Here is a 20,258-nt window from a genome sequence, read left to right on the forward strand (position 1 = left end):
GACAAATAATGACTCTATTTAACTTCATAAAGTAAGCAAAATAAGAAAATTAATTGCCTTATCTAAGCAGAAATAAGGCGTTCGATCAGCTGAGTTTTAACCAATGGCGGTGCTTTTACAGTTTCACCTGAAATTTTTGCCGCCATGATTTTAAAGGCTTTTTCTACCAGTAATGCCTCGTCTTGCTTCATTGACCACACATTATTAGGTAAAAAACTCAGCATAATATGTTCATCAAATGTGCCAATATGCAAATGCTCAGGAATAGCACCCTGTTGTTGACGTATTACGCTTAATATTCCTTCCAAAACAGGCAATGAAGACGCAATAAAATGAGAAGGTATTTGTTGGTATTGCGTTAAATATTGCCTCATCATCTGCTCACCATCTTTTGTGGTGTTGTGTTCAGCATAAGAGACCGTCACTTGGTTATCATCGCCATAATGCGCTTTAATAGCTTGAATATAACCACGTAAACGCGCAGCAATGGTCGGCAGCAAAGCATCTCCCGCAAAAAAATGAATGGGTGAATTATCTCTTATCATGGCTTTAGTTAGTTGCAAACCGCTGTCGCAATTATCTGAAGCAACACAAATTGCATCAGGTACAGAAAAATCTCTATCTAAAAAAACTAAAGGTTTCTGGCGATGTTTAACATGATGTAGCTGATTTTTTCGACTTGCCGATACAATAAAAATGCCATCGACATTGCGTTCATCCATTGATTTAACAAGCTTATTTTCATTTTTGATATCACCATAGGTACAGCTAATTGTGAGCTGACAACCAATTTGGTGACAATGCATTTCTAATTTTTCAGCTAAAGCTGCAAAAAATGGATTGGAGAGACGAGGAATAACCAGACCATAGGTATCTGTTTTATTCAGTTTTAAGCTTCTTGCTGCATGGTTAACGGTATAACCAAAAACTTCAACATAATCAGCGATTTTCTTTTGTGTTTTTGCACTGATCCGATATTGGTCACCTTTACCATTTAATACTAATCTAACTGTGGTAATAGACAAATTCAGGTCATTTGCAATCTGTTCAACTGTTTTTGCCATTAATATTCCATCATTAAGATTGCCCTCACCTTATCAGTGAGGGCGGGTTAACCATTATTGAGCGGGTTTAGCTCGCCATTTCTTCCACATTGATTTTAACGTTGGTCCCACTATCGGCAATACCAGCGTTAATAGTGCAATTGCTAAAAATGTTGCGGTAATTGGGCGTGTATACAGAATAGATAAATCACCCTGAGACATCATTAACGCACGACGTAAATTAGATTCCGCCATCGGCCCAAGAATAATACCTATCACAACCGGTGACATAGAGAAATCAAGCTTAATCATGATATAAGCTAATAACCCAGCCCCCATCATCACAAATACATCAATGATACTATGATTAACTGAATATGCACCCACACTGCATAATACAAAAATAATGGGGACTAAAACGCGACGAGGTACATCCATCACTCGAACAAAGAGTTTCATACATAAGAAACCTAAGATACCAAGGAATATATTCGCCATCATTAAGCCAATAAAAATACTATTAACCTCAACGGGATTATCAGTAAAAAGCTGTGGTCCTAAAGCAAGTCCTTGCACCATAAAGGCACCCATAATAATGGCTGTTGCGCCATCACCGGGGATCCCTAAGGTCATTAAAGGTACCATTGTTCCACCGGTTACTGAGTTTGCACCGGCTTCTGGTGCAGCAACACCTTCTGGTGAACCGTGGCCAAACTCTTCAGGGTGTTTTGACCAACGCTTTGCTTCGTTGTAAGAGATAAATGATGAGATATCTCCACCCGTTCCCGGAATAGCACCAATGGTCGTACCTATTGCAGATGAGCGGAAATAGGTTGGCAGTACACGTTTAAAATCAGACCAAGTTGGTAATACACGATGAATACGAGCATTAATCTTTTCACTCTTCTTCTGTTTACGCTCGCGGTATTCCTCTTCAAAGCTAATTAATCCTTGAGAGAATGCAAACAGCCCAACCAGAATTGGAATAAAAGAAACTCCCCCCATTAAATACACGGTATCAAAAGTAAAACGAGAGCCTGATGTCATCGGGTCTAGCCCAATAGTTGCGATAGCTAAACCAATTGCGCCCCCCATCAATCCTTTCACAATCGATTGCGATGATACACTGGTAATAATACTTATGCCAAATACAGCAAGCGCAAAGTATTCAGCAGCGGAAAACCCCGTTGCCACTTTGGCCAACTGCGGCGCAATCACAATAAGTGCGATGGTACTGAAGATCCCGCCAAACATCGACCCCATCGTAGATAAACCTAAAGCGCGCCCAGCTTCACCTTTTTTCGCCATTGGATAACCATCCAATACCGTTGCAGCTGATGCAGGTGTTCCCGGTGTACTAATTAATATTGCTGTAATAGACCCGCCATATACCGCACCACAATACATACCAAGTAGTAATAGAATTCCTGTCATTCCTTGAAACGAATAAGTCAATGGAAGAAGAAGGGCAATTCCCATATTTACTGTTAGACCAGGTAATGCGCCGATAATAATACCCGCAAATACCCCTAACAGGATCATCGTTATCGTTTCCAAACTGAAAACGACCATTAAAGCATCTAATATTTCCATACCAAAGCTCCTTTACCGCTTACTCAAAAAAGACAGAGGTTGGCAGAGGTGAATTAAAGATAATGTCAAAAAAGACATAAACAGCAGCAACAATCACGATAGGAATAATGACCATTGCGATAGGTTTTCTCTCATTCATCAACCACATAATGATTGGGATAAGAAGCAATGACGGAATAATAAAGCCTAAGAAATGCAAGCCGGTTGCATACAGCAGCATAAAAATACCTAAGCCATAAGCACGCTTAACTGCAGTCGAACTTAGATCAACAGATTGATGGATATGCTTAACTTTTTGCACAACCACACTTATCCATTGAAAAATCCCCAGTAAAACAAATAAGATGGCTAAACCATAAGGCCAAAAACGCTCCCCTGGTACACCATATTCATCAAACATACTCATATCACGGGAGAGATAGATAATTAGTAACCCAAAAGCTACTGAAATCGCACCGATGATTGTATTGATTTTAGTCATGTCGGGATCTCCCCGACCCTATCCGGCTAGCGGATAGGGTGGTTTATAGAAAGGTTATTTTTTCAGAGTTGTTGAAATTAATTCAGCGTACATCTCGTGGTCTTCTTTCATCATTTGGTAAGCATCGTCACCCGTGATGAATACAGGCATAATGCCTTGTTTTTTCAGCGCTTCTTGATATTCAGGCTTTTGAACAACTTCAGAGAAAGCACCCACTAACTCGTTTTTAACGTTATCTGGCACATCGGCCGTTGTTGCTAATACAGCCCAAGCACGCATTTTCACGTTAGTATCTAACTTCAATGCCTCTTTAAAGGTAGGAACAGCTGGGAATAATGGGAATCGGCGCTCATCCATTACACCTAATACACGTAAAATACCAGCATCAACTTGGGATTTTACTGCACCCGGAGTCGTTAATACGCCATCAATATGATCACCCACTAATGCTGCGATAGATGGGCCAGTACCTTCGTTGTAAGGGATATGGTTAAACTTAGTTCCCGTAGTACGTTCGATATTCACACCCGCAAGGTGGAAGATTGCTCCCATACCAGAGTTACCTACTTTTAATTTACCTGGATTCGCTTTCGCACCATCGATAAATTCTTGTAGTGTTTTATAAGGTGAATTAGCATTAACGACTAATACAACAGGGTCAGCTATTGTGGTCGCAATCGGTGTAAAGTCTTTATAAGTGACCGGCGATTTACCCTGATGTGGGAACATCGCCAACTCAACCGTTGTCATGACTAACTTAGTACCATCAGGACGAGCATTTGCAACTTCAATCAAACCTGTTAAACCATTACCTGCTGGTTTATTCACTGGAACAAAAATACGACCGGCTGGCATAACATCTTTCGCAAACTCAGCGATAGTGCGCGCAGAAGTATCTGTACCACCACCCGGATTTTTCGGGATAATTACATCAATATTTTTTGTAGGATACGTTAACTGTTGGGCTACTGCATTCCCCATGCCCAGTGTCATCGTAATCGCCAACGCTGCGAGTAGACTCTTTTTCATAAAACCCTTTCTCCACTTTTTTATTGAGTAGCTACTAGTTGCTGATAGACAATGTTTTTTCTGTTCCATGTAAAGGTAACATGTAGGGTATTGTCTTGAGCAATAATAGCCGGATATGAAAATTCGCCTTCCCCATCCAGTAAATCGAACGGTTCAGACCAAGTACTGCCATTATCGGATGAAAGACTGACAGAGATGGGATAACGTCGGCTCCAGTTTCCTGAATTCGGGTTATACACCAATGCCAACTGACCATCTGCGAAGGAGACGACATCAATGCCGCTATTATTATTTGGTAATATTGTTGCATATGCCGGACACCAATTGCGGCCATAATCCGTTGAGTCGCTGCGATAAATAGCGCCGCGAGTACTTCGCATCATGGCATGCACATGTCCAGGCCGGGATTCCCATAGTGTTGGTTGTATTACGCCGTCCCATTGAAAAACGCGCTGTAGATCTGTCTCCCATAAGGCATCATCCTTTAAGCCTTGCCAGATTTCATGTTCCGCTTGCCCACCTTGATGGTGTTCTATTGGAATATCCACTCGCTGCCAGTGTTGACCATTGTCGCCAGAAATATCGACAAACGCATCCCAGAATTGGTCATCCTCGACCGACCCTGGTGCCAACCACTCGCCATTTGACATCACTAATACTTTATTTTTCACAGGACCTCTAGGTGTCACATCACCAGAAACCAGCTCACTAGGTAAACTCCAGCTATTTCCGCCGTCCTTCGAAATAACATAGTGGGTTGTCCAACTATGTACATCGGGGCCAGTTTTGTAAAACAGCCAGATATTACCTGTTGATGGCTCAACATGTAAGACCGGATTCCAATGTGCAACGCCCAGATTTTTAACAACAGGCTGAGCATGTTGCCAACTATCACCTTTTTTTATCGCCAGCCAGATAGCAGTATTACCACTACCTTCTTTATCACCAGCGAAAAAAGCGGTTAACAAACGCTCAGTATTAGGCACACGCACAATCGTTGAAGCATGGCAGTGATTAAAAAGTGAATGTGCATTATCTAGCACAAACTGAGTTTCCTTCATCACGAAAGGCATATTCCTACTCCTGTGTCCTAAATTAAGATAACGAAAGCCATTTCTTCATATTTTCACCTAACGCCGTCATACTGTTAACGGCACTTGGGAAAAATGAATTTTCAAACTGGCTGCTGTTACGGGAACGGCAGACCAGCGTACTGAAATTACCAATAAGGCGCTGATGATATTTGGCGCATGCTGGATAATCCAGTGTTTCGGTCATCGCTGCTGTTGATAAATAATCTGCTAACACCGCAGCCTGCTCTGGTTTATCTTTCCAATTCTCATAAAGCCAAACATAAAGCTCTGGATGGAAGTTTGCCATAACACCGCTATATGCCTGACATCCCGCTTGGAATGAAGCTAATAGCGTTTGACTGTTGGCGTTTGCAAGATGCAGACGAGTTCCTTTTGATAATGCCAAACGACGTTCTATCATCGGCAGAGAACAACAGGTATCTTTGATAAAGGTAAAGCGATTGCTTTTCGCACACCACTCGACAATTTCTTCTGATAACAATCGTTTATATGGATAAGGGCATTCATAAATGCCCAAATCGATCTCTTGTGGTACAACAGCTGTTAAAACTTGTAGTGTTTCTAACGCTTTCTCATCAGGCTCCCCGACTAAAGCCAAGCGGTTACTGATCATAATGACGCCATCGACGCCCGTTGCAGCCATTGCTTGCAATTGTTCTTTTTGCTGACTCAATGCTGTTGCAGTATGACCAGAAGCAACTACAGGTACTCTTCCATCTGTTTTTGCGACGATAAAACGGGTCAGTGCTTGAGTTTCCTCATCACTTAAATAAAACATTTCACTTGATTGACAGGCAGCAAATAGCCCATGTACACCCGAATCGATATACCAGTCTACAAGGCGTTCTAATGACGCCCAATCAATCTCCCCTTTAGCATCAAAGGGGGTGAGCATAACAGGCCAGATACCAACGTATTTTTGCTGATTCATCGTGATGTCCTTACAGTAAGTTAATGGCATCGCCTGCCACTTTCACTTTGATACCTTGTGTTAATGCCTGAGCAACAAATGCCTGCAGCACAAACGCCAGTTTATCTTCATCGATATAAGCCACAGTAATGTGGTTACTTTGATGTCCACCCATAAGGTCATCACGAGTGACGCCATCTAACGTGCAGTTCAATAATGGCCATTCATAGTTAGTTGCTCTACGGCGGCGCTCAAATTCTGCTTCTGGTAATTCAACGGCAACACCCGTACCGATATGCATAATCACATCAGTACCTTCATAGTGTGCACGACCCCATAGCAGGCGTCCTGCTTTACCTTGTCCCGCAATTGTTGAGCCCCCTTTAGGGAAGAACATTGCAGGCTGTCTATAACCTGTCGCACCTTTAAGGCCACCTTTGAGATGCTCGAATGGAACAGAACCTGAAATTTCCATATCCCAGTAGAATGTTCCTTCGTATTCACTACCCCAACGAATATCATGCAGCGTGGTTTCTGCTGGTAATCCTAACGAAGTTAATAAACGCCATAACATCGTTTGAGGAATAGCCGTTCCCATATCCACTTCATTAATACAAGGAATTGGCGTATTAGGGCAGATGATTTCGCCATTTTCGTCAGGCAGAGGGAAGCGTGCTGTTGAACCAATTGCACCTTCAGCAAAATCAGATGCAGGGCAACAATCTTTTAAGCCCTGCTGATATTGCACACCCACTGCGGTTAAACCGAAACGTTTCACGAAACGCGCCATTGCAATCATCATGGCGCACTGCTCCCTTACCTGTTCACGAGTCAATTCAGTTTTGTCATCCTGACCAAACATAAACGTCATCCCGTTATCTTCATACCACTGCAAACACGCTTCTCTTAATTCCACTGGCACTTTGGCCATTTCGACCAGTAACGCAGACTGAGAAAGTGATTCAATTGGCATACCAATATTAATCATTGCCTGTTGTGGGAAGACTCCGTTAATCATTCCCATACAGAATGTATCGAACAAACCAATGATTTCTTTATTTTTAATTATGTATTCGCCGACTTGACGACCAACATTTCCGGCCTCTGTCGCCATCACTTTATGCGTTGGTGCGATATCTTTTAAATAGCTAAGCTTATGATTTACCGAGCCATAATCTAACCAAGTAGCCAATCCATCAACAAAGAATTTGTCATCAAAATTCTCTGACCATAAACGTGAATAATTTTTACCTAAGCTGGTCATGGTGCCGGCTAAACACAGCATTCCAACTAAACCTGGCCATGTACCATCAAAGTTAGCCAATAGTAAAATTGGGCCACGGTGATGCGCTAATGAAGAAGCAATATGATGTGAATATTGCCATGCAGTTAATAACACAATAACTGGTGCATCAGGGTCGATAGCAGCAAACATATCGCAACCTTCGCGCTGACTACTGATAAAACCATGACCACGTGCTTCATTGATTGCATGAGCACGTTTCATTTTGTAGCCTTGCGCAGCCAATGCTGACTCTAATTTATCTTCAAATTTTTTCTGTACAGGCCAACAAGTCACGTTTGCAGGCTCACGTAAGTCTGCGTTAGTTACCATCAAGATCTCTTTCGGACCTGTGGTGATGGTTTCTGGTAATTTTGGTAGGTTTAAGTTCAACATAAGATATCCCTGGTGAAGTAAATTCGTTCGTTATCGATGCTCAGCAATCTGACATCATCTCGTTGTAGCGCTGCTGATCTTGATACATCTGTAAATAAACTTGATATTTGGCTTGATGGAATGCGTAAGTATCGCTATCGGGTGTAATTACACCGCCTTCACGCACCATAGCACTGGCGGCTTGAGAGAAATCATCAAATGCTTTACATGCAACAGCACCTAACAAGGCAGCGCCTAAATTCACCGCATCTTCTTCTTGTGCCAAATGAATTTCACGACCTGTTGCGTTGGCATACTCGCGTAACCACAATGCATTTTTCGTTGCACCGCCACACATAACAATACGGTTGATTTGGTGTCCAGCATCTTCAAGGGTGTCGATAATATGGCGAGTGCCATAAGCGATAGATTGCAATGTGGCTAGATAATAACGAGCCAGTGATACACGGCCACTTTCGAGTGTTAAACCGCTTACCATGCCTTTTGCTGATGAATTAGCACGAGGAGAACGATTGCCGTGGTGATCAGCTAAAACATGAAATTGAGCTGTTGGATAAGCTTCTAATGTTTCTAATTCTGCAACCGCATCGTTAAGCAATGCGTAATAACTCACGCCTTTTTGTTCAGCTTCTAGCGATAATTCAGCCCATGATTCATGGCGACGGATCGACCATTCAACCAATGCACCAGCAGCACTTTGTCCACCTTCGTTTAACCATAAATCAGGCAACATAGCGCCAAAATAAGGCCCCCAAACTCCCGGAACCATAATTGGATATTGGCTAACAATCATATGGCAATTAGATGTACCGCTAATAATTGCCAAGCTGCCTTCAGGCTGTGCCGCTGTTAAAGCAAGTCCACCTGCGTGGGCATCAATAATGCCGGAAGCAACAATCACTCCCGTATGTAATCCGAAAGCCTCAGCCACAGGATCACTAAGGCAGCCGGCCTGTTCACCTAAAGCAAGGATGGTTTGAGGTACTTTTTCTAATAATTCATCCAATCCTACATCGGCTAACAAGGTCTCGCTAAACTGGCTTTGATGAGCAAGGTAATTCCATTTACAGGTTAATGTGCAAGTACTTGCTACATCTCCTGTGGTTGCTTTCCATACTAAAAAATCGGCTAAATCAAAGAATCGCCAAACATCCTGATAACGTTCAGGGTAGTTATTCTTCAACCAAAGAATTTTGGGCAATTCCATTTCAATACTGACTTCACCACCGACATATCTCAGTGAAGAATCATTGGTCAGATTAATCGTCATCGTTTCTTCGACTGCACGATGATCCATCCACATGATGATATCTTGCTCAGGATGGCCACTTGGCGAAACTGATAGCGCTTTTCCTTGCTCACCAACAGCAACCAAAGAACAAGTGGCATCAAAGCCAATAGATTTCACATGAGCAGGGTCAATAGCAGATTGCTTTACAGACTCTTTTACTGTTGTGCAAACCTGTTGCCAAATATCACGCGAAGATTGCTCAACAAAATCTGTTTTAGGACGAAACTGAGCTATAGGCCGAACAGAAAAGCCTAAACGCTTTCCATTGCGATTAAATACCGCTGCACGGACACTGGCTGAGCCAACATCAACGCCAATAAAATATTGTTGTTCCATGCGAACCCTCATCATTTGCTAACGCTATGCTAATTTTTGCTACTTCGAGTTAGCACGTTAATTCGAGCATGATGAAAAAACAATCTCAATGAGACTATATTGTGATACAGATCTACATAGATAATTTATTTGATTGATTTAATTGAATATTTAATAAATGAAGAAAATCAACATAGAAATATAGCGACTGAATCGATTATGTTCGCTATTAAAATAACGAGCATAACAAAATAAAAAAAATACAAACAATACTAAGTAATAATACTCAAATTATGTTTAATTAGATAATTAATTTACTTATTTAAAGTCATTATTGATTAAATAACAAATAATAAGTGTATTTTCAAAAAGTAATATTATAAATACAATTTAAATATCATTAAAATAGTAAAAAATTAAAACCATTCTTATTGATATCAATTTATATACGACTACATTAAATAGATATTGATTTTTATGTCTATTCAATTTTGGAGCATCTTAATATGTTTAAGAAATACATAATGACTTTTTCTTTATTACTCATTTCAACTTCTGCATTTTCAGCCACATTAGCTGAAAAAGAACTACAACAGAAATTTGAAGATAATATTCAATCTCGTATCACCGACGTTAATAAAAGCTGTAACGCTAATATTAATGTGGCATTTGATTGGACTGCATTTACTGCTGATGAGCTAAAAACAACAGGCGTTGATGGCTATTGCAGCGAGGGTTTAACCGGTGTCATTAATGTGTGTGAAAGCTCCAAAGCAGCACAAGAAACAGTAAAAGAGAAAATTCAGAATATTACCTGCACAAAAGCAACACCACGTACTATTGATATAAAAGAAGGTACACTGTTATTTGGTATCGATTTTAATGCGAGCAATGATGCAAAAGCAGTACAAGAATATTTAATGAATAATCTTTAATCACTCTTTTATACCTATCTGATAAATAGCGATTTAACTTTTTTAAATCGCTATTGTTTAAATAACACTAGCTAAAAGTTGTTTAGAATAATCTTGAGTCACTTGATTAAGCTCAGTGATATTACATTGCTCAATCTTTTTTCCTTGAGAGAAAAACATCACTTTATCGCAAAAATAAGCCACTGTTTGAATATCATGGCTAATAAAAAGATAAGATAATTGAAACTCTTCTTTTAATGATTTTAATAGATCGAGTATTTGTACTTGTGTCGGTAAATCTAAAGAACTCAGTGCTTCATCTAATACAATAAATTGAGGATAAGAAGCCAAAGCACGACATAAACAGACTCGTTGTGCTTGTCCACCAGAAAGCTCATAAATATAACGTTGATAGTGACTTTTAGCTAAACCTACTCTATCTAATAAAGAAAAAATAAGCTGTTGTGTTCCTTGATTCGTCAACGTGCTATTCATGATCCGTATTGGCTCAGCAATAATTTCACCCACGGTTAATGTAGGATTGACTGATGTCGTATAGTCTTGAAAAACAATGCTAATAATACCTTGGCGATGCAACCTTTGGCTGACAGGCTTATTATTTAGATAAATAGCCCCACTGTTGGGTAACTCTAAACCACCCACTAATCGTGCTAAGGTACTTTTTCCACTACCACTTTCGCCCACCAAACCGAAAGCTTCGCCACTGGCAATATTAAAGGAGAGTGAATCTATTACAGTTTTATTTTTACGTCCCAAAAGAGAACCATTTTGTGAGTAATATTTACTGATATTATCGACCCGCAATAACATTATTTATCGCTCCCTCTTTTTAAGTATGATTTTCTATCACTCTCGATTAATTAATTGATTAAAGCGTATCGAAAGCCGCGTTCTCGCATCAATAAGATAACGGGTATAGTCCTGTGTGGGATAATTTAATACTTGGTTTTTTTCACCATATTCCACCACTCGCCCTTTTTTCATCACTAAAATATCATCGGCAATTTCATTAACTAATCCCAAATCATGAGAAATAAAAATCAGTGTCGATTTTTGACTTTCAATTACCTGCTGAAGTAATTGTAAAATATCTCGCCGTAGTGGTGCATCTAGCGCAGTTGTTGGTTCATCTGCAATTAAAAGCTTCGGTGATAACGCCAGCGCGATAGCTATCATTACGCGTTGTAATTGGCCACCACTTAATTGGTTTGGATAAGCACGTATGACTGTTTGATATTGTGTCGGAAAAATATGAGATAATACGTCACAGGTTTGAGCTTCTGCCTGCTTTTTATTTAATGCAAAATGATAAATTAACGTTTGGCTAAATTGTTTACCAATGGTCATTAGGGGATCAAAAGCACTCATGCCATTTTGTACAATCACGCCCAAAGTAGTACCTAATAAAGCGCGTCGCTGAGATAAAGATTGATGCTCAATAGGTTTTTCTGCCAAATAAATTTCACCGGAAAATTGCAATGTTTCTGGTAATAAGCCCATAATCACTTTACTAAGAAGGCTTTTTCCGCAGCCACTTTCACCAACAATAGCTAAAGTACGCCCTTGGTTGACAGAAAATGAAACATCTTCAATTAGCTTTTTTTCTGAGTTTTTATGTATTACTGAAATTGAGTTAAGCGTCAGTAATTTGTTCATCTTTTTTTCCTACTGACTGACGATTATCAGGATCAAACACATCTCGTAAAAAATCACCCCAAAAATTAAATGCCGTCACCACCACTGTTATCGCAATACCTGCGGGTAGCATTTGTTCTGGGTGTAATATCATCACGTTTTTAGCTTCGCTTAGCATATTTCCCCATTCTGGCGTTGGTGGTTGCACACCTAATCCCAAAAATGAGAGTGCAGAGATCATTAAAATAACACTACCAATATCAGCTGAGGCTAAAACAATAGTTTCTGCCAGCGTCACTGGTAATAAATGACGACGTAAAATATGGCTAGATGGCGCACCAATAACACGAGCATAAGCAATGTAATTACGATGAGAATATTGTCGTACTACGCCGCGTATCATTCGGGCATACCATGCCCATTTCACTAAAATAACGGCAATTAAAATATTACCAATTCCAGGGCCCATAATTCCTACTAATGCCAAAATCATTATTTCAGCAGGAAATGACAGCACCACATCACATAATCGCATAATAAAGGTGTCTGTTTTGCCCTGAAAATATCCGGCTAACATCCCCATTAACCAACCCATTATTAAGGTGACGCACATTGCCAATAACGCGTAAAAAACCGTGGTGCGTATACCAAATAATAAGCGCGAGAAAATACAGCGCCCAAGATTGTCAGTACCTAGTGGGTAATTAATACTTATTGGCTGAAATTTTAAGCGTATCGAGGTTAAAGTCGGATCATGTGGCGCAATCCAAGGCGCAAATATTCCAGCAAAAATAACAACAATAATCACGAAAAAGCACAGTTGTGCGCTTTTATCTTGAGAGAGTCTTTGCCAGAAAAGTTGCCACATAATTATTTCCTCAACCGAGGATCAGCCGCAATTTGAATGATATCCATTAAAAAATTAAAAAAGAGAAAGAGTAAAGACATCAATAAAATATAGGCTTGTATCATAGGATAATCACGACCAAATATAGCGCTAATACAAAGACGCCCCACGCCTGGCCATGCAAATATATTCTCAATAACCACTGTTCCTGCAATAAGTTTAGGAATACTCATACCCAAGGCAGTTAATGATGAATAAAGCGAATTGCGTAAAATATGGCGGCGTAAAATCAGGTTATCGGGTAAACCTCTTGCTCTGGCATAAAATACATAAGGCTGGTGCCATTGGTTTAACATCGCCCCTCGTAATAAACGCAAATAAGTACCGATATAACCCAAAGCCAATGCTAATGCAGGCAAAATAACCGATTGTGGCGATAACATACCACTAACAGGTAACCAATCTAAATAAACAGCAACGCCCCAAATTAATAAAAGCCCCAGCCAGTAGTTAGGAATTGCAGTTAAAACAAAAACAACAAAACGAATACTTTTATCAGCAAAGCTTTGTGGTTTAGCAACACACCATAAAGCCAAAGGCAGTGCCAGAATTATCGTAAAGAAAAGCGCCGTTGATGCCAACCACAATGTCGGAGGTAACGCTCTGAGCATTTCCTGAATAACAGGCGTTCTGGTAAGAAAAGAAGTACCAAAATCAAATTGTAAACTGGCTGCCAACCATAAGAAATAGCGAGTGAAAAAGGGCTTATCAAGACCTAATTCTTGACGCATTCCTTCAATAGCTTCTGGTGTGGGTACAATTTCATTAATGCGCAAAGCGACTTCCGCTGGATCTGACGGCGCAAGATCCAGCAAAATAAAAGCAAAAAATGAGATTATTAATACTAGCGGAATTATCGCCAGTAAACGCCAGAATATATAACGCAGCATAGTTTTTCATCAGTGTGGTAACTCATTTAAGTCACCACACTTGTTAAAGTTAAATAACCTATTTCTAATAAAGTCTAAAAGTTAAGGTTTAAAACGCATTTTCTCAAACGGTATTTCATATTGTGACGGATTAAAGCCAACATTTTCCAGCTCACTACGGTGAATCGCCTTAGTTCGTGAATACGTTAAAGGAATATAAACTGCCTCATCTGCTAAAGTAGTAAACAAGGTTTTATAAAGTGTCTGACGCTGTGTTTCATCTGGTGTAATTAATAATTCACCAATCATGGCATCAAGTTGTGCTTTATTAGCTAATCCTTTTTGCCCTTGATAATCAGCATGAGCAGGGATCCTAAAGGATGAAACAAAAGAGGCAGGATCATACGGCGTTCCCCATGAAAGCGAATACTGTAAATCAAAATCACCATTTTTTTGTCTATCTAAAAAGGCTTGTTTTTCTTCACCTAATACCGTTAAAGCAACACCAATTTTTTTGAAATCATCTTGAATAAGCTCGGCTATCTCTTTTTCAACCGCGTTATTCACATTGTAAGAGAGCAATAATTGTAGCTTCTGCCCTTGCTTTTCACGAATAGTTTCACCCTTTGGTAGCACCCAACCATCGGCCTCTAGCAACATGGCCGCTTTTTGTATTTCGTAATCATAGGTTGGTGAATCAAAATCACAATAAGGCACACTACGCGCCATTAAAGTATCTGCAACTTTTTCACTACCCGCCAAAATACCCTGCGCAATGCCTTCTTTATCTACCGCATATTGCAAGGCTTGGCGTACTTTTTGACTTGATGTAATAGCACGACTGCTATTTAACACCAAAGCACGAGAAGCAATAGGTGCACTCATTTGTGTTTTAAACTTATCTGAATTCATTAATGCTGCAAAAGAGTCCATATCCAACATATCGCCATCTGCACCAAAAATAAGCTGAATATCGCCTTTTTGCAGAGAAAGTAGCATAGTTTGTCTATCGGGGATCACTCGCCATACCACACCATTTAATACGGGTTTTTCACCCCAATAATTCGGATTAGCTTTAAATTGGGCATATTGATCTTTTTTATGTTCTGTTAGCACCCAAGGACCTGTACCAATATAATCGCTGACACCTGTTTTTGTTTTGCCATTAATAAATGATTTTGGCGAAATAAAACGAAAAGGTCGGGTTAAACCTAGCTCAGTTAAAGTTGGATAATAAGGGTTTTTAAGGTTCAGCTTAACCGTAAATTCATCAACCACATCCACACTATCTATTTGGCGCACTAACTCTAACCATGCATGACGCTCATAGTTATCTAATACCGCATCCATATTCAGTTTTACTGCTTGCGCGTCAAAGGGCTCACCGTCACTAAAAGTCACATCATGGCGTAAGAAAAAAGTATAGGTTTTGCCATCAGGTGAAATATCCCAACGCTCAGCTAAATAAGGTGCTACGCCTTTATCCGTATTTAATACTAATGATTCAAACACCATATTCTGCGCGGCCATTTCGCCAGAATAAAGATGCGGATTAATATCACGAATATCTTTTGTGCTGGCATAATCCAACATATTATTGCTTTTATCTGCTAACGCAGGGAAAGCACATGCCAACGTTAATAATAGCGTTGGTATCACTGAAAATAAGGGTTTCACACTCATCTCCTTCTTTTTTATTAACGTGTTTTCTGTTTTTGTGCGTGGATCATAAACATTGGTGTCGAGCCATAATTAATCTTTTCTTCTTTATCCCAGACTAAATCACCAATATTGAGATCCACCATATAACGACTAAATCCAATATCCATTAGAGTATTAAGATCCCATTGAGGGCGTTTAATTCGACTTAAGGGTAACTGGCGCGCAATTCTTTCCATCTCTTTGGTATCCGTATTGACATAATGGTCAGAGACTTGCTGGCTTGCTGCTTGTTCTCTATCAGCCAGAAAACCCTGCCAATATGCATCATCAAAAAGATGTAAATACCAATTAGCATCAAAATTAATCAAACTGCCACCGGGTTTAAGTACTCGAAACCACTCTTGATATGCCTGTTGTGGTGCTTTTAAATTCCATGTCACATTACGACTCACAACTAAATCAAACTGTTCATGACCAAAAGGCAGTTGATGCACATCGCCACGAACAAATTGAATGTTGGCATTATGATGAGCTGCATTATTTTTTGCTTCTAACAACATGCCTTGAGTTGCATCAATTGCCGTGACATCGTGCCCAGATAACGCTAATAAAATAGCGAAAAAACCAGGCCCAGTCCCAATATCTAATACTTTTAAGGTTTCACCTTCTTTAACGTGACTTAGCAGCAAATGACGCCATTTTTGTTGTTTTTCACTGAGTAATTCTTGCTGATTTGACTCGCTATAGCTCTCTGCTCTGATATTCCAGTAGCGGGTAACATCATTAAGTAATTGGCTATTGTTAATATTATTTGTCATCAGAAACCTGCTGTTGTATCAACGTAAAGAGAGGAATTTATTCCCAAAAAGAGAGGCGTTGACTATTTTTTAGTGTGGCTAACATACCCTGTAACCCCTGTATGCTCTATGTGCTATATCAATGAACATTAGTGATCAATTAAGGCTTATCATTAGTTTGTGAACATATCGATACTCAATAATGTGCATCCTAAGATGGAGTAAGATAACTAAGCAAACAGATTATGTGCAGAGAAAGGGGATTGCGAAGATATAGTAATAATTTGCGCGAATTCTTAAATAAAAGCGCAAAATAAAACCAAGATCTGATTTTTAATCCATAGTCTGAAAGATTAATACGTTAATTTTACCTTTTTTATAAACGCGTTATAGTCAATAATCTTTATAGACAATAATATCCATTATTAAACAAATATAGCCGTAGAATAAGGCTCGCTAAATATGAATCGAATATCACGATTAACGGCTGATATAACACGCGCCGATTTTGCCTTAACCCATCAGCAGCAATTACTTCAATTGTTGACGCAACATTTTCCGATAAAATATCGTACTCTTTTTGCGACGCCTGAAAAAAAATCAGATGGCGTTATTGAATGGTATAGCGTGGTTTCAGGCAATCCTATCGCTCTCTCTTCATTGCAAGGGCAAGAACAACAAGAAATAAGACGTATTTTAGATGAGCGCCTTAATGATATTAAAACGCAAACAGCGTTATTAGCATCACAAAATAGGATCTCGGATGAAGAACGCCATCTTTTAGATACCGCGTCCACACTACCCGATACTGAAAGTATATATGTAATTAATGGCCAACCGGTTATTACATGGTGGCCAAGAACAACACCATTGCCACCTCCTATTGCACAAATCACAGGAGGTGCTTCTGCCGCTGCGGCAGGTGCTGCGCTTGCTAATATTCCAGCCAAAACGCGTCGCCGTTGGTTACGCTGGTTATTATTATTTTTATTCTTACTCTTTTTACTGCTATTGGCATCTTGGCTAAAAGGCTGTTTTGACCCTAAAGCCGTTCCCCCTGTTATTGACGAAAAACCACAACAGGTTATTCCACCAGAGCCTGTACCCGAGCCAGAACCCACGCCTGAACCTGTACCTGAGCCAATACCAGAACCTATTCCTGAACCCGTTCCTGTGCCTGAACCTAAACCAGAGCCAAAACCGGCTGTACCACCGAAAAAACTCACGCCACTAGAAGCTTGTGTCCAAGATGAGCTAAAACAATCAGGGGTGAGCGAGAAAACGGCAAACGCAACGTGTCAAAATCGTTTAGCCAATAAGATTAAACAGATGTGTCCATCTGAACGCCCTGCTGAGTTGGCTCCACAAGTTATTTTAATTTTTGATGCATCCGGTTCGATGGCACTTAGCATGAACTTAACGGAAGACGATTTAGACTTTATTGCTAATACAGGTACGTTATTTGCTGGCTATGATGCAGAACCTCGCCGAATTACCGTAGCAAGAAATGCCGCGACTAAAATTATTAATAGCATTCCATCAGATATGAAAATCACTACCGTGGTAGCCTCTGATTGTGGTGTGGTGAAATCAAGCCCTGCTTATGGTGGTAATGAACGTTCTAAACTATTGAGCTATATCAAACGTATTGAACCTGATAGCGGCACGCCTTTAGCCGAATCAATTAAACGAGCTGGCTCGTTAATTCAGAGTAACAACCGCGATACACTGATTGTGTTGTTATCAGATGGCTTAGAATCTTGTGACCAAGACCCTTGCGCTGCCGCGAGTGCATTAAAACGTGCACACCCTCGAGCTGTCATTAATGTTGTTGATATTTTAGGTACTGGTGCAGGTAACTGCGTAGCTAAAGCAACTGGTGGCCAAGTCTTTACTGCACGCAATGCTAACGAAGTTAATGTGATGATGAAAAAGGCAATTGATGATTATATTCCTAAAAACTGCCGATAATCATTGATAACATTTACTAATAATTTCTTAGCCCTCTTTTAGTTAATAATTGAGGGCTTATTCTTTCGAACACTAATATACGCAGAGTTAATCAATCACTAAGCTAATTAAGACTATTCTTTATTTTTAGCTTTTTTTATGTTTTAAATATTTTTAACATGATTAAAAATAAGGATATTTTGTGATTATTATCACAACAATCTTATATTTTTGATGGGCTATTCTTTTATATTCCTTATCAATTCAATCTAACAGCGTTATTTTTTAATGAAAAAGGTAATATATCGGTGATTTACGCCATATATTTAAGAAAATATAGCGCATTATGTAATGCCACGCGGTTATTCTCTATTATGTTATTTTAATATTCGCCATTGTTATCAAGAAAAACTAAAAAGTGTTTAATAATAATCAGTTAGCTATTGTTAAATAATCCGCTAGATAGACACTCAATTTCTGATAATATAAAATACATTCAAATTATATATGTATATTTTTAGCCTCAAAGCCTATTTACGGATAAGCCAACTTACCCATAGATAATCTTGCCTAGCGGAATGATCGTCGTGAATAAAGCATTCTTACGAAGTGGTAAATTAGAAAGTTACCTCCCAATGGGGGAAAATGGACAGGCTGTTTATATCTCTGCATTGCAGCTGCGTGAAACACTCCGATTAAGAGGAAAAGCGCACATTTCTCAATGTCTCGCTATTCCTCAGCCAAATGAAACCGGAGAACGTATTGACTGGTATTCAGCTATTGATGGTTCTGTGATCCCTTGGTCCGCAGCATCAGAAGAAGAGCGGACATCAGCTTATGAGATATTAAAGCAAAATCAGGCTGATTTACTGGCTTTTAGCGAGAAAGAACAGCAAAAAGCAGACAAAGAGAGTCAACTGTTTGGTGCCTTACTCAGCAAAACGATCCAATTTCCTGATGAAAACCACGTTTTTATCGTTAATGGGCAGCCTGTTATCACTTTTTGGGGCTTTGTTAGCGCAAATCAGGTATTGAGAGTCGACCCTGTTGCCTGTCTTAAACCTGCTGTCGCACCCCCTCTACAACCTGCCGCAACAATTATTCCACCAGTACAAGAAACCGCCGTAATAACCGAACGAAAACGCCCTTGGTGGCGCTTTTTATGGTGGTTACTGCCTTTGTTACTTCTTTTGCTGGCTATCTTATTTTTACGAGGCTGTTTTTCAACGCCATCACTGCCATTGGTGAATATCAATACGCCAACTATCGAAAAACCAGCGTTGCCAGATCCAACATTAGAAAAACCACAACTGCCTACAGTTGTTACCAATGGACACAGTGTTAAAGTACCTACTGGCACTATTGCTACCGGAACAAATGGTGTTATTGGTGGTGTTGATACGAATGGACTCGCCATTGATGGTACAGTCATCGATCCTAATACGGGTCTGCCTTTAGTTGATGCTCAGACAGACAACAATCAAGGTGCTTTACCAGAAGGTACACAACCGCCAGAAGTGCCGCCCGTTGACCCATCAGCGCAAAATAAACAGCCTCAAACTGACAACAATAAAACCGATGATGGACAAAATAGTGGTACTGAACAAAAAGGAACTGATAATAAAACTGCAAATAATCAGGAACAACCTTTACCTCCTGATGTCACACCACCCGCTAGTGCCAATAACACCACACCGCTTACCATACCAGCTAGCGCATTAGCCAATGGTTCAACTGACTTTTTAAATGGTCAATGGCGTGCAGGTGCAGGCATTCAAGATCAAAAAACAGGTAAACCATTAAGCCTAGATTACCAATTAGATAACGGTAAAGGGCACGTCGTGATGACACGTAGTGATGGTGTGACCTGTAAGGCACCCGTTAATGCAGCCGTTAATCAAGGCGGCTTAAATATTAACAATCAAGGTCAGGCAAATTGTAGCGATGGTTCTAATTACCTCATGCCAAATATTATCTGCCAACCAGGAAGTCAAAATATCGCTGATTGCCAAGGGAAATATGACAACAGCCAGCCATTCCCATTATCAATGAAGCGGGAGAATAAATAA

The 20,258-nt window shown here is 39.9% G+C and carries 17 protein-coding genes; 3 read left to right on the plus strand and 14 right to left on the minus strand.

The features are described from left to right. Positions 1 to 62 precede the first annotated feature (62 nt). From PH4a_RS06145 to PH4a_RS06180, 8 genes are read right to left on the minus strand one after another with little or no spacing between them, the layout of a single operon-like run. On the minus strand, positions 63 to 1,064 hold the full coding sequence (locus PH4a_RS06145; protein WP_129038551.1) for a LacI family DNA-binding transcriptional regulator: 1,002 nt from the start codon (positions 1,062 to 1,064) through the stop codon (positions 63 to 65). Between the two features lie 54 nt (positions 1,065 to 1,118). Then, on the minus strand, positions 1,119 to 2,636 hold the full coding sequence (locus PH4a_RS06150; RefSeq protein WP_129038553.1) for a tripartite tricarboxylate transporter permease: 1,518 nt from the start codon (positions 2,634 to 2,636) through the stop codon (positions 1,119 to 1,121). 19 nt (positions 2,637 to 2,655) lie between these two features. Then, entirely contained in the window at positions 2,656 to 3,117 is a 462-nt protein-coding gene (locus tag PH4a_RS06155; protein ID WP_064718217.1) for a tripartite tricarboxylate transporter TctB family protein, read from the minus strand. A 54-nt stretch (positions 3,118 to 3,171) separates the two neighbouring features. Next, positions 3,172 to 4,146 (minus strand): tripartite tricarboxylate transporter substrate binding protein, encoded by a 975-nt coding sequence (locus PH4a_RS06160; RefSeq protein ID WP_129038555.1) that lies wholly within the window; start codon positions 4,144 to 4,146, stop codon positions 3,172 to 3,174. A 20-nt stretch (positions 4,147 to 4,166) separates the two neighbouring features. After that, positions 4,167 to 5,219 carry a sialidase family protein gene (locus PH4a_RS06165; protein ID WP_129038557.1) on the minus strand — a complete coding sequence of 351 codons (1,053 nt, stop codon included), beginning with the start codon at positions 5,217 to 5,219 and terminating at the stop codon, positions 4,167 to 4,169. Between the two features lie 22 nt (positions 5,220 to 5,241). Further along, positions 5,242 to 6,171, minus strand: a complete 930-nt coding sequence (locus PH4a_RS06170; RefSeq protein WP_129038560.1) for a dihydrodipicolinate synthase family protein — start codon at positions 6,169 to 6,171, stop codon at positions 5,242 to 5,244. A 10-nt stretch (positions 6,172 to 6,181) separates the two neighbouring features. Then, positions 6,182 to 7,828, minus strand: a complete 1,647-nt coding sequence (locus PH4a_RS06175; RefSeq protein ID WP_129038562.1) for a signal transduction protein — start codon at positions 7,826 to 7,828, stop codon at positions 6,182 to 6,184. Positions 7,829 to 7,868: 40 nt separating this feature from the next. Further along, the gene (locus tag PH4a_RS06180) at positions 7,869 to 9,455 is read right to left on the minus strand and encodes an FGGY-family carbohydrate kinase (protein ID WP_129038564.1); all 1,587 of its coding nucleotides are present in this window, start codon (positions 9,453 to 9,455) and stop codon (positions 7,869 to 7,871) included. A 485-nt stretch (positions 9,456 to 9,940) separates the two neighbouring features. Here PH4a_RS06180 and PH4a_RS06185 point away from each other — a divergent pair, with 485 nt between their 5' ends. After that, positions 9,941 to 10,369: a hypothetical protein gene (locus PH4a_RS06185; protein WP_129038566.1), complete on the plus strand. Its 429-nt coding sequence runs from the start codon at positions 9,941 to 9,943 to the stop codon at positions 10,367 to 10,369. Between the two features lie 57 nt (positions 10,370 to 10,426). On the opposite strand, the gene PH4a_RS06190 is transcribed toward PH4a_RS06185, so the two are convergent. From PH4a_RS06190 to PH4a_RS06215, 6 genes are all read right to left on the minus strand, one after another. Further along, positions 10,427 to 11,179, minus strand: coding sequence for an ABC transporter ATP-binding protein (locus PH4a_RS06190; protein ID WP_129038568.1), 753 nt, complete (start codon positions 11,177 to 11,179; stop codon positions 10,427 to 10,429). A gap of 36 nt (positions 11,180 to 11,215) precedes the next feature. Beyond that, entirely contained in the window at positions 11,216 to 12,025 is an 810-nt protein-coding gene (locus tag PH4a_RS06195) for an ABC transporter ATP-binding protein (protein ID WP_129038570.1), read from the minus strand. Beyond that, positions 12,003 to 12,872: a nickel/cobalt ABC transporter permease gene (gene opp1C, locus PH4a_RS06200; RefSeq protein WP_064718226.1), complete on the minus strand. Its 870-nt coding sequence runs from the start codon at positions 12,870 to 12,872 to the stop codon at positions 12,003 to 12,005. The genes PH4a_RS06195 and opp1C overlap by 23 nt, the downstream gene beginning before the upstream one ends. A 2-nt stretch (positions 12,873 to 12,874) precedes the next feature. Next, a complete protein-coding gene (opp1B, locus tag PH4a_RS06205) occupies positions 12,875 to 13,801 on the minus strand; it encodes a nickel/cobalt ABC transporter permease (protein WP_129038572.1) in 927 nt (308 codons plus the stop codon). Between the two features lie 81 nt (positions 13,802 to 13,882). Beyond that, the gene (gene nikA, locus PH4a_RS06210; protein WP_129038574.1) at positions 13,883 to 15,457 is read right to left on the minus strand and encodes a nickel ABC transporter substrate-binding protein; all 1,575 of its coding nucleotides are present in this window, start codon (positions 15,455 to 15,457) and stop codon (positions 13,883 to 13,885) included. A gap of 20 nt (positions 15,458 to 15,477) precedes the next feature. Further along, positions 15,478 to 16,260 (minus strand): class I SAM-dependent methyltransferase, encoded by a 783-nt coding sequence (locus PH4a_RS06215; protein ID WP_064718229.1) that lies wholly within the window; start codon positions 16,258 to 16,260, stop codon positions 15,478 to 15,480. Positions 16,261 to 16,701: 441 nt separating this feature from the next. On the opposite strand from PH4a_RS06215, the gene PH4a_RS18135 reads away from it, so the two are divergent. Both PH4a_RS18135 and PH4a_RS06230 read left to right on the plus strand, forming a co-directional pair. After that, on the plus strand, positions 16,702 to 18,210 hold the full coding sequence (locus PH4a_RS18135; RefSeq protein WP_164971533.1) for a vWA domain-containing protein: 1,509 nt from the start codon (positions 16,702 to 16,704) through the stop codon (positions 18,208 to 18,210). Positions 18,211 to 18,776: 566 nt separating this feature from the next. Further along, positions 18,777 to 20,258: an SrfA family protein gene (locus tag PH4a_RS06230; RefSeq protein WP_129038579.1), complete on the plus strand. Its 1,482-nt coding sequence runs from the start codon at positions 18,777 to 18,779 to the stop codon at positions 20,256 to 20,258.

This window comes from Proteus hauseri (assembly GCF_004116975.1).
Taxonomy (GTDB): Bacteria; Pseudomonadota; Gammaproteobacteria; order Enterobacterales; family Enterobacteriaceae; genus Proteus; species Proteus hauseri.

What these genes read in the sequence shown, in the direction of transcription:
- PH4a_RS06145 (WP_129038551.1), bottom strand. Translation starts at nt 1,064, where the DNA reads ATGGCAAAAACAGTTGAACAGATTGCAAATGACCTGAATTTGTCTATT.
- PH4a_RS06150 (WP_129038553.1), bottom strand. Translation starts at nt 2,636, where the DNA reads ATGGAAATATTAGATGCTTTAATGGTCGTTTTCAGTTTGGAAACGATA.
- PH4a_RS06155 (WP_064718217.1), bottom strand. Translation starts at nt 3,117, where the DNA reads ATGACTAAAATCAATACAATCATCGGTGCGATTTCAGTAGCTTTTGGG.
- PH4a_RS06160 (WP_129038555.1), bottom strand. Translation starts at nt 4,146, where the DNA reads ATGAAAAAGAGTCTACTCGCAGCGTTGGCGATTACGATGACACTGGGC.
- PH4a_RS06165 (WP_129038557.1), bottom strand. Translation starts at nt 5,219, where the DNA reads ATGCCTTTCGTGATGAAGGAAACTCAGTTTGTGCTAGATAATGCACAT.
- PH4a_RS06170 (WP_129038560.1), bottom strand. Translation starts at nt 6,171, where the DNA reads ATGAATCAGCAAAAATACGTTGGTATCTGGCCTGTTATGCTCACCCCC.
- PH4a_RS06175 (WP_129038562.1), bottom strand. Translation starts at nt 7,828, where the DNA reads ATGTTGAACTTAAACCTACCAAAATTACCAGAAACCATCACCACAGGT.
- PH4a_RS06180 (WP_129038564.1), bottom strand. Translation starts at nt 9,455, where the DNA reads ATGGAACAACAATATTTTATTGGCGTTGATGTTGGCTCAGCCAGTGTC.
- PH4a_RS06185 (WP_129038566.1), top strand. Translation starts at nt 9,941, where the DNA reads ATGTTTAAGAAATACATAATGACTTTTTCTTTATTACTCATTTCAACT.
- PH4a_RS06190 (WP_129038568.1), bottom strand. Translation starts at nt 11,179, where the DNA reads ATGTTATTGCGGGTCGATAATATCAGTAAATATTACTCACAAAATGGT.
- PH4a_RS06195 (WP_129038570.1), bottom strand. Translation starts at nt 12,025, where the DNA reads ATGAACAAATTACTGACGCTTAACTCAATTTCAGTAATACATAAAAAC.
- opp1C (WP_064718226.1), bottom strand. Translation starts at nt 12,872, where the DNA reads ATGTGGCAACTTTTCTGGCAAAGACTCTCTCAAGATAAAAGCGCACAA.
- opp1B (WP_129038572.1), bottom strand. Translation starts at nt 13,801, where the DNA reads ATGCTGCGTTATATATTCTGGCGTTTACTGGCGATAATTCCGCTAGTA.
- PH4a_RS06215 (WP_064718229.1), bottom strand. Translation starts at nt 16,260, where the DNA reads ATGACAAATAATATTAACAATAGCCAATTACTTAATGATGTTACCCGC.
- PH4a_RS18135 (WP_164971533.1), top strand. Translation starts at nt 16,702, where the DNA reads ATGAATCGAATATCACGATTAACGGCTGATATAACACGCGCCGATTTT.